Annotated in this window: 1 protein-coding gene; it reads left to right on the top strand. The window is 51.0% G+C overall.

Translation table 11 applies throughout. From position 1 onward, the window contains the following. Positions 1–96: 96 nt before the first annotated feature. Entirely contained in the window at positions 97–9900 is a 9804-nt protein-coding gene (locus ACO6VG_RS16265) for a hypothetical protein (RefSeq protein ID WP_422474731.1), read from the top strand. The last annotated feature ends 785 nt before the right edge of the window (positions 9901–10685 follow it).

Below are 10685 nucleotides of genomic sequence, written 5' to 3'. Positions count from 1 at the left end.
GTCCTCCGACCACGCCGGTGAAAAGACAAGTATCACAACCCTTCTGATATCACAACCCTTCTGAAAGCCATCTAGATCAATCCATGAGGTGTTATCATGCCAGCTGTACCCAAGGATGTTCATGTTGCTATTGTCGGTCCTGTCGAAGGTTGGGAGTCTATTTGGCTAAAAATATGGGCCAGCTTGAACCCGGACCATACAATCCATGTATGGTCTCCCAAAGCTTTGAGATACAAAAGAATTCTATATTCGTTGCTGTTTTCTGAGAGAATACAACAAATTATTGAAACAGATTATCCCATTGATATTGCGCGGTTGAGGCATAGCATCTGGCAAAAAATCGATACTTTTATGGGGAAAAACGATGATGTAGAAAGATTGGATATAATGAAATCCCATTTTTCAGACAGTGTAAAGATGTCGTTTACCACCCAATGGAATAAAACCAACGATCTGTTAAATCAAATCCGAAATGAAATTGGCACGGTTTCTGTTAACGAATTAGAGTTTGAATTTGAAAAAACACACAGTGAATATATCAAGTACACCTTAAGCCTTAAAAAAACTGTGATAGCCGAAAGAGCTATAGGGTTTTCTCATCAATTCTCTGATGGAGGGGTATATATTGATCAAGGACTGTTACCATCACTGGACGATGAGACCTTTAAAAAAGGGGGTGTTTCGAAAAATCTTATACCGAGAACCAGCGGTAAGATTATTTACACGGAGGAGATAGAAAGAGTTAAGGTGCGTGCTATTCTGATAAAAATGTTTGAAAGTGGAATTATTCCTGATCCTGGACCTTATTTTAAGGTACACCGACAACTGCCAAAAGTAGACTCCGATCGAATTCAAAGAGTCGTAAAAGAAACCAGTATTGACAAACTATTTAAAAAACTAAGTGATCGTGCACTATCGAAAGCTACCTTTCATAAAGTATTTTTCGGTAAAACTATGGCTAGAGGTCGGCCTACAGCTTCATACCTTAGTGATTCAATCAAGCCAATAATGTTCGAAGCTGCCCCAAATAACCGCTTGATCGGAAAAATAATGGAAGAAACCATATATTTCCACAGAGTTTTAGAAAACCTTAAAAAAAATGAAATAAGCAAGCAAGAGCGTATACCAAAGTTACAGGAGTCTTTGAAAGCATTCTATATCTCTAGCGATGACATCGATAAAGTTGCAATGATGTTAACAGAGCTTTCATATCATAATGGGGATTTTGAACACAGGATTCTCGCTAAAATAGGTTATGACGCTTTTGAAAGATTAAAAAATAGCCAATCCGGAGTAAGGACCACAGTTAATTATGATCAAAATTTCTTAGAGTACAATCCCTTCTATTACATGAATTCTTATGACAATGATTTTGACCTGCCAGAATTTGAGCGCAAGCGACCATACAAAAAGTTAATAATGATTAATGTTTTTAAGATTCCAGAGAATAGGGAAGAATCTTTGAGAAAGTCTTACGAACTTTATAATAAGTTACGCACTCAAGATGGCAGCGCTGTTTTGTACGAATTTGTTGAATCTGATGCAGTGCAAAAGCAAGCACTTAGAGTGATGGCAGGAGAATCATTCAAAAATATTGGCGTAGACACTAAAGTTTTTATCACTGGAAGTCTTGATTTCTCTAGTACCGAGTCGAGTGCCGTTAATCACATCAACTCCCAATTCTTAGTGAAAAAGCTATTGTCAGCTTTAATTGAAGCGATCCCCAAGAATACCACCGTACAAAACATAGCATTCTCTTTTGATAACTCCGCACAAGACATTCCAGGTGTTGAGGGTGTCTTGGATGCTGGTCAGAGAGATTATGTTATACCTGAAGTTCTGAGGGGGCTGGCTAAAAAAGGTATCTATGCAAATTCAGCTGTTGCAGTTCGGGGATACTTATCCGCAGTCGTTCCACAGCAAACTACCGGTGGTGATCCTGACAGGCCGTCAACCTCGAGAGATGCGCCCGATTCTGAACTCAACCGTATTGTTTTTACCCGGAATAAAGACGACACCGTTACGTATATAGCCAAGTTCGGGTTGAGCTCGCTTGACCCTGATAATGAGTTTAATCCCACAACCGGCCTTGACACTCGCGAATCCATGTTTGCAGATCAGTTGTTCGAATCCATAGTCGTTGAGGATTCGCAGGATTCGGGCGACCCCAGACTCGGAAAGGAGTCAGCCAAAGCCCTGGTCGAAAAAATGTATGCCGGTGACAGGCAGCAGGATGGTTCTGCCTCTGCCTCTGCCTCTGCCTCTGCCTCTGCCTCTGCCTCTGCCTCTGCCTCTGCCGGACCGGAAAACAGGGTACCCACTTCCACAGTCCACAATGAGGTCGATTATAGAAGAGATGCTGAAAAATACTTATTTGCATCTGAGTTCAAAGATGCGATTTTTTTCGGATTAAACAAAGACTCAACCCCTGGAAGAGTTGCTTTCTTCCATCCGGATTGGAGAGAAACGCGTCGTTTGGAAGACACAATCGACATGGCGAAGGAATCTTCCTCCTACACCGAATGGCTTGACCGCTATGAAAGGCGTTTCCCCGAGTTCAACTACATCACCCAGCTTCGGCAGGAAATGAACCAATATCAGGGTGAAGAAGAGAAGGTCGTGGCCTTCGAAACCTTCAAAAGAAAGGCAAAGACCTATTCATTCGATATCTTCACTTTCGCTCCCCTCACTGAAAAGGGTGCTGCCACAGTTAGGGCAATATACAAAAATGAATTCCCCAACATTGAGCTTCCCGCAAACCAGCTACCGGGGCCTTGTAACAGGCGCCGAAGATCAGCCAATACCGGCAGCTGCGATGCTCGACGCAAAGCGCTGGCGTATGCGCTCCGGTTACTTTCCGGCCCCAAAACCCAACTCAATCTTGATGGCAAAAAAGACAACAAAGGTAAAAAAACCGATATTGCCCTGATCAAACCCACCAACGAAGGTGTGCGCTGGCTGCAGAATTTTTTCACCCGGTATCGTCGCCTCGAAGCCAGGGACGCATTAGCTAACACCCGGGGCATGCACTCGGTCATTGCCCTGAACGAAGACTCGTTTACCCGTGCTCAACAGCAGATAAAAGACGGGACCTTGAGTGGCCAACCCCTGTTGCTGAAAACCACCCCCTCCGGCAGTTATGCGCTGCTCACACCCGATGGCCGGGTTCAGTCGGCCATCGCCGGGGGAGACGGCAACCGCGTCACCGTTGTCGGTCGGCCAGCCAGACTGATCGCCGATGCTTTGACGACACTGTCCTACTTTACCCCGGACATCCACATCGCCAGCCTGACCGTCAGCGATCTTGCCAGCAGCAAACAGTCAAGCGGAATCACCGCCCTGAACGCCCTGAAAACCTTTGTGGCCCTTTCACCCACCAACGGCAAACCCCTGGTGGGCGAACTGATTATCGAGCCCAGAAGTCGCAGCCCCGAGGTTTTCAAACGACTGGTGAAGGATATCCAGCGCCAGATGCCGAAGGATCGCCCGGCGATCGAAACCCTTGTGCTGCGCTCCCCGGCCACCGGAGAACCGCAGTACCGGCTTTTTTCTGGCGAAAAGGCGGTGCTGATGTCACCCCGGCCATCGGATTCAAAAGCCCTTATTCGGTATTTGCCATCCAGCCAGCTTTCGGTTCCGGAGCAGCCCCGGACTAAAGACAAACTCTCAGGTTTGGCCTCTGAACGAGCCGAATTCAGGCAGCGGCTGCAGGAGTTTGACACCGCCCTGGGGGACATTAAAGCCCGGCACTCTCTCCCCGACAGTATGATCCCCCAACTCGATACCCTTCGTCGGGATGGCCGTGGCTGGCGCATCGACTTTTTAGAACCCGATACCCTGGCCCGTAAGAACATACAGTTTACGTCCGGAGCTTTTGACCGCTTCCGGGGCTTTCTCCAGGGCAAGGGTCGTCCATCACCATCGCGGCTCAAAGGAAAAAAAGGAGCCACCGGCAGCTGGGATAAACTCAGGTCTGTTATAGGTCTTTTCGACCTGGTCACCGGGATTGCCCCCGCAGGATTTCATTACAAAAACTCCCCGCCTCAGAATATGACGGACACTGAACGACAGATTTATACCGGGCGTCAGGTGGTTTTTTATGCAGCGGTCACCTTGCAGGGGATTGAGATGATCGATCTCGGGCGACAGGGACTCAAACTGTTCACCCCGAACTTCAAGCAGCCATTTTCTACCCACCGGACAGCGCCAAAGCTACCCGGTACCGAGCTGAAAAAGCCGGTCAGTGGGCTGAAAAAAGTCGGCAGGCTGGGTAAAAAAGCCGCTCGTTTTTTGCCTTTAGTGGGTTCCAGTGTGCCGATAACCAGTCTCACCCTGACCGTGATTGACTATGAGAACGAAGAGGACCCGGAAGTCAAGGAGCTCAAGAAATCCATGGTGATCTTTGAGTCGGTGGACATGGGTATCTCAATTTTTTCAGACTTTCTCGGGCCGCTCGGGTTTACGGTTGACGGTCTCATGCACTACGTCAGGGCTATTTTTGCCGAGGATTATAAAGAAAAGTTCGCCAAGCTGGCCTATAAAAAGTTACGGGACGCCTCGGGCAAGGCGGCCCACATCTTTAACCCGATTCACGCCCAACTGGATCCCAAAAGTTTTCTGGCCAACAACCAGACCCTCAATGCTTTGGTGAGCGAGGACGGCAAAAACCTCCTGCCCCTGAACATCGAGTCCATCAACCTGGCGGACAAGACTCTGACCTACGGAGGCGTCTATACGCACGGGATAACCTTCGTGGCCAAAGATAATGGCGACTGGAATTGGAAGAAATGCAAGGAAAAGGTCGATGTAGCACACAACACCCTGGAATGCCCTACCTATACCAACCGGCTCGACCGCTCCCCGGCCCCCTTTAACCTGATCAACGATGCTCTGAAGACATTGTGCCGGAAGGAATCGCGTTTAATCCCGTACCAATGCTCAAACGGGGTGTTTCACAACCTGGGACAGATGAGCGATAAAAAGATCATTTTAATGCCTGCCGTACCCGAGTTGAAGCTCACACTCGAATACACTGACATTGATCAGGACTTTCAAGGGAGTGCGCCGGACGGCAGTTCACCCGGTGCGCAGCTGCTCGATGCCGTCAGCGATGATAAGCTGAAACGGATTTACCAGAAAAAGGTGAAAGACACCAAAGTCACTCGGTGTGTGAGCATCTTTTTTAAGAAGTGTAAAGAAAAAGTGACTTACACATATAAATACCTTGGCAAGACGTTCACTCATATAAGCGGCCAGGAGTACCTTCAATCAACCAGCAGCCTGAATCTCGATAAAAACGATCACATCGTCGTCTTTCGCTGGGTCTCAGACGAATTCTCCTGGCTGCTGGATTATGACCTGTACAGTCCTAAAGGGTCCGACAACACCTACGTCCTGGTGTCCAACGGTGACCATGTTATCCGCATTCACCCCCGGGGGCAGACGGCCTCTACCTGGGTGTTGAACTACGACGGCAAGCGCCCCTACGCCTGCATTACCGAGCGGGATGACCAGATACAAAACTGTAGCTCCTCGCTGAGCCAGATCAGGAACCCAACCTGGGACATCAGGCTGGGTGAGACCCTTTTCCGGTTTCCTGATCCGGCGCCGTCCCCCTCTCACGAACCCATCCCCTCGTATAAAGTTGTGGTACAGGATCCCAACGCACAGTTTGAGTGGCTGCCGGACGACAAAGTGATTCATCACTTATACGACACCGGTACACTGAATGACAGGCCGTCAAGAGCATCGAAACTGAACAGAATCATGAGCCGTTACACTGCGGCCAGGCGTTTCCTGCCGCTGGAGCTGAAAGACTGCGACGCCTCATTTCAGCTCCGTCAACACTGTATGGCCGGAGCGCCGAACCGGTGGACCACAACCACATCCGGGTGGTCACCCAAAATACCGAACCGGTGGGCGATGAACGGTGCCCTTGACCCACTACCCAGGAGCAATAATCGGCAGAACCCGGCCTGGTTACAGCACCAGCGGGACTGTGACCGACAGGTTAATGAGTATCTCAAGAAACCTTACCGCTGCTTCCCCGGCAAACTGGGACTGGCCAGAGCGGACTGGCATAAGTTAGACCGGATCCAGATCTGGTACGATACCCTTAACCATCAGGAAATCCGGCTCATTGCTGCCAAGGTGCAACCGGTCCAGGGGAACCCGGCTACCGGCTACTATTTTTTTGACTCCGCCAACGGCAAGGTGTTATTCCAGAATAAGGAGGTACTGACCCGGGAAATCAGGCACTTTGATGAGTTGAATGCCAGCTTGTTTGGCCGCCACGTCTCTAAGATAGTGCCGAACAAAGATGAGTCACAATTGCTGGTATTTGATGCCCCCTATTATTACCTGTTGACGGCCAGCCCGTCCGGTCAGCTGAATCACCAGTTGATTGCGGCAGAAACTCTGGATGGCCAGCTCAGCGAACCTCCTGTACCACCTGCAGCGGCATCCGGCACAACGGCATCTGACCATGGACTGATTTCCATGCGGGTCGTCGATAGCTACAACAAACGTCGTATACTTAGAGCCGGTTTTTATGACGATGCCACCCGAACCCATTTTGCCTTCCTGAGCAGCCTGTTGGATGGCGACGTGCCGAATAATAAAAACGACGGAAGCCACTTACGGACGATTGATGAGCGTGTCCGCAGAGTACTGAGTGAAGAGCACCTGCCGGTCCACAAGGTGGTTTGGGGCAAGAAAGTTTACTACATTTTGTTCAGCAAGCACTCCGGAGACCTGTATTACCTGACCGCCGACGTAAAAAACCCCAAGAATGTCCAGCGGCTGAGCTCCGGTTTCCATTTGATCCGCCCGGCAGGCGAGAAGCAAGCGCTGGAAAAGGCAAAAGTAGAGGCAAAGATGGCCAGGGGCGGCGTCTTCAGGCATGTGCAGGCGCACTCCGGCAGCCTTCTGGCCGATACCAACGGTCACTACCGGCTGTGGATACCGGACAAGGCCTGGGACAACACCCGGGTGGTCAGCGAAAACCTGTCGGTGGAGTCAGGACCTTTTAAGAACTGGCAGGTCGAAGCTACCGGGCAGATCGTCGCCAAGTCGAACGATACCCTGAGTGTGCACCAGTTCACCCCCCAATCTGGCGTGGTGATAGACAGCCTGGACCTGGGCAAGGTAGTCAACCTGATCTTCGCCAAACTGACCATAGAACACCCCGGTACAACCTGGACCACCACCAGTGCCCGTTTTTTCATCCGTGAGCTCAAGAGTCTGCTGCGAGACCGGCTGAATGGGGCCCGGGAGGGGTTCTCGGCCAAGGTGGGGCTGGTGCCGCTGAGACCCATCACCGCAATCATCGACCACCCCCTGTTCAGCGCGATCAGGCAACTGGACGTCTGGTACTACCCGGACAGCGACACCCTGCTGGCAGCCAACACCCGTGACCAGTTTGAAGTCATGGTGAACGACGACGGCCAACTGCTCGCGCTGTCGGACACTCGCAAAGAGGAGGCTTTCGAGTTTTTCCGACAGCCTGATCAGGGCGCCAAAGGCCATCCCTTTTGTGGTGAGGCCGCCGCCGCTTCGCTGACCGGGATGCCCAGTGAGTTCGATGACCAGATCTCCCCTCCCTGCCGTTACACCCTGCCTAAGCGCACCGACTTGAGGGGCAGCTACCAGTGGAAATTCGGTGCCCGGGCATGGCGCATCAAGACACCGAAGGCTCAATACCTGGCCAACCGTGAGCGTCTGGCCCTGGTGGCGCTGGACCTCAGCCTGATGGGACCCAGGAACACCACCGGCAGGCTGGTCTACTGGACCCGGCAGGATTTTAACCAGACCGTGGGCTCTCTGCCAGCGGACGTACGACAGCGGGCTGACATCGGACTGATCGCCCTCACGCTGCGCCCTGATTATTCCCCCACCCAGGTAGCCTGGATGGATTACCGGGGCCAGAGTCCCCGTAAACAGAGACTGTTGTTCGGTTTGCCTGGCAAGGAACACGGTGTTCAGCAAGTGATTGGCAGCACCCGGAAGTTCTCGTCCCCTAAGTCAACGAGCGCGGTCGTTTATAACCAGAACAACCAGACGCTGTACCGGGTCACCCAAAAGGGTTACCAATCACTGGGCACCTTTGGCAGGGTCGCCGTGATGGCCGAGGGTCTGCTGCTGTCAGGAACCCCCGGAGCCGACAAGATCAAACTGGAAACGTTGCGGCTGGACACTTACTACCAAGAGCAAGAGCATCAGGTGGCCTTTGTCCGGAACGGTACCCGACAGCGGTTCGGGATCATGGTGGAGGGCCAGGGTGGGTCCGACGTGATTAAACTGGATGAGACAGACTTGTCATTTTTTGCCCGAATCCTCATCCATCCCGGCCTGGCTGAAGAAAGCATCACCAAGCACGACAGGGCACAAACCCGCATTGAACTGAATATATCGGCCTTCCTCTTCCTTGCCTGGCGCCGGGGTCAGAACCTGGTGCTGTCCAACCGGTTTACCACCGGCGATGCCGAGATCGAGATTCAGCAGGTCTGGGCCAGACAGCACGACCAGTTCCTGCAACCCACAACGCTGGTGTTCAATGACCTTGAGCTGTCATTATCCGACCTGGCAGCACGGGTGACGGACTCAGGTCAGGGGGTCGTCCTGCCACTCACGGTGAGCAGCCTCGTCAGGAAGGAACGCCTCCGATTCATCAACGCCACAGCCAGCAACCCCCTGTACATCCAGCAGGACCAACCGGTAAAAATCGTCACCTACCAGGCGATGGACGGGATTAAACTGACACTGGAACCCCTGAACGCCACATACGTCAGACGTCAGGTGTTTATTACCGGCACAGGACAGTGGGGCTGGGAGCCGGGCAGTGTTCAGGTGAGCGGGCCGAAACCCGACAGCGGTTACCAGTCATGGCCGTTTCTACCCTCCGTAATCAGCTCGTCCGCCGTCGGTAACAGGACAGCGAGACTCTGGGGCAATAGCCGCAGTAATATTCTGTACCTTGGCGCCGACGCCCGACAGTGGTCACTCCGTGGATGGGGCGGTCATGACCTGCTGCTGCTGGGAACCTCAGGCAACATCGCAGCACGGCCAGAAGTGCTGGCAAACCGGGGCGACCAGTGTGACAACCGGAGGCTGGATACGCCCGGCAACAGCAGCCTGTGGCAGGCCATTCTCGACTGGACCCGCCCGCTGGTCGGCGGTGTTGGCAATGACGTCTATGACCTGCGGGCGTGCAGGCCAGCCCGCACAATCGACAGCCGTGGCAAGCATTATGTTCTACTGTCGTCCGGGTCTAAGGCGGATTTACGACGTTTGTCGGGTGATAACAGCACCGCACTGTTCTTTACCGACCTGACCCCGGAACAGGTGGCGTTCAGCCAGTGTAACCCGCAGGCGCAGAGCAATCTCACCCGCAGCAGCAACTTTACCCGCAGCAACGCTTCCCTGCCATTGGAGAGCCAAACCTTCAGGATCATCAATACCCGCAACAACCAGACACTGGCACTGGTGAAACCGGACGTGCTGGCCAGCCTGCACTTTAAAGGTGGACAAGTCAGCCTGAACCCCATGACTGTCATCAACAGGAATGACAGTAAATCAGCCATGGACATCAGTGACGGGGGAGAGAATGAAGCCGTGACCTATCTGAACAGGATCATTCGCAGGGGGCAACGACTGGTGAATTACCTGTGCAGCCTGGCAGGCGGCAATAAAGACGACAAAAGGTCGGATAATGAGCGGCCAGTAGGAACAAGCCTGAATAATACGGAACTTTACCAGCACTACCAGCGACTGGTTCAGGACCTCAGTGCCCTGTCAGGCAATTACAGTAGCGAGAGCCCGTCGTTTATCACGTCGGAAAATCAGAGGATGATGCAGAACTTGACGACACCACAACCTTTAACGACGTTAGGTCATGGGTGATTATCAGCGACTGATCACGCTTAATTAAACGACATACTTTTTTTATAAAACGGATAAGCAGGTCATTATCCCAGTTCCGAACTACACTACATGGTGCAATTTTTAAGCATTTAAAATACTCTGATCACGCCGGTGAAAAGAGCAAGTATCAAAACCCTTTTGAAAACCATGTAAATCAATCTTTCAGGTGTTATCATGGCAAACTTCCCAATACCCAAGAAGGTTCATGTTGCTCTTGTCGGTCCTGCTAAAGGTTGGGAGCATATTTGGCTAACAATATGGGACAGAGTGAACCCAGGCCATACAATCTACGTTTGGGCTCCCAAGACCTTGATATACAAAAGAATTCTATATTCGCTGCTGTTTTCTGAGAGAATACAACAAACTACTGAAACAGATTATCCCTTTGATATTGTGAGGTTGAGGCATAGCATCTGGCAAAAAATCGATACTTTTATGGGTGAAAACGTTGATGTAGAAAGATTGGATATAATGAGAGCCGATTTTTCAGGCAGTGTAAAGAAGTCGTTTATTGACCAATGGAATAAAACCAAACGTGTGTTAAATACAATTAAAAATTCCATTAGCAGGGCTGTTGTTGAAGAATCCGAGTCTTATTTTGAACGAGAAAACAGTGAGTATATCAAATACACCTTAGGTCTTAAAAAAACTTTGGTAGCCGCAAGAGCTATAGGGTTTTCTCATTTACTCTCTGATGGAGGGGTATATATTGATAAAGGACTGCTACCATCACTGAACGAAGAGCCCTTTAAAAAAAGGGGTGT

The sequence above is a fragment of the Endozoicomonas sp. ALB032 genome (assembly GCF_049310125.1).
GTDB lineage: Bacteria > Pseudomonadota > Gammaproteobacteria > Pseudomonadales > Endozoicomonadaceae > Endozoicomonas_A.
The sequence above is the reverse complement of the archived record's forward strand: the minus strand, read 5'-3'. Positions and strand labels throughout refer to the sequence as shown.